General features: G+C 63.8%; 1 protein-coding gene. It reads right to left on the bottom strand.

Annotated features, from left to right (window positions below):
- Window positions 1-1,115: chemotaxis protein CheA (locus AC628_RS41470; RefSeq protein WP_143202110.1), on the bottom strand; the 1,115-nt coding region annotated here is incomplete at both ends.

Raw genomic sequence — 1,115 nt, 5'->3', positions numbered from 1 at the left:
GTCGATGTGCCGCAGTTTGGTGGACATCGGCTTGACCACGATCTCCTCGGTGTGGAACACGCCGTCGACCACGATGCCGAAGGTCTGGCTGCCGACTTGCGTCACCACGATGAAGCCGTTCTCGGCATCGCTGGTGGTCGCGCCGTCGTCGATCCTGAGCAGCTTCTTCAGATGGATCAGCGGCAGCAGCTTGTTGCGCAGCCGCAAGACCGCGGTGTCCTTGATCCGCTCGATGCGGTGCTCGGAGTTGGCGCGGGCCCGCACCAGCTCGACCACGGACAATTGGGGAATCGCAAAGCGGTCGCCGCCGGCTTCCACGATCAGGGCGGAGACGATCGCAAGCGTCAGCGGGATCTTGATGGTGACGGAAGCGCCCTCGCCAGCCACGCTCTTGATGTCGATGGTGCCGCCGATCTGGTCGATGTTGGTGCGCACCACGTCCATGCCGACGCCGCGGCCGGACACCGAGGTCACTTGGGCTGCGGTCGAGAAGCCCGGCGCGAAGATGAACTTGTGGATCTGGGCCTCGGTCATCTTCTCCAGCTCGGCCTCGGTGACGAGACCGTTCTGGAGCGCTTTCGCCTTGATCCGCTCGGTGTTGAGCCCTCTCCCATTGTCGGCGATGCAGATGATGATATGGCCGCCTTCGTGATAGGCGCTCAGGCGAATCGTGCCCTGCTCTCCCTTGCCGGCGGCGAGGCGCTCGGCGGTGGTCTCGAGGCCATGATCGGCGGAGTTGCGCACCATGTGCGTCAACGGATCCTTGATCAGGTCGAGCACCTGGCGGTCGAGCTCGGTGTCGGCGCCGTGCATCTCCAGCTCGATCTGCTTGCCGAGTTCGCCGGAGAGATCGCGGACGATGCGCGGCAGCTTCTGCCAGGCATTGCCGATCGGTTGCATCCGCGTCTTCATGACGCCTTCCTGCAGCTCGGCGGTGACGTTGGAGAGCCGCTGCAACGGCACCTTGAACTCGGTGTCCTCGTTGCGCCGGGAGATCTCCAAGAGCTGGTTGCGGGTCAAGACCAGCTCGGAGACCATGGTCATCAGGTGTTCGAGGGTGTCGACGTTGACCCGGATCGACTGGTTGGCGATCTTGTCGCCTTCCTGGACATCCT

The organism is Bradyrhizobium sp. NAS96.2, assembly GCF_001908235.1.
GTDB lineage: Bacteria > Pseudomonadota > Alphaproteobacteria > Rhizobiales > Xanthobacteraceae > Bradyrhizobium.
Note: the sequence above shows the minus strand (reverse complement) of the source record. Positions and strands in the feature narration are given on the sequence as shown.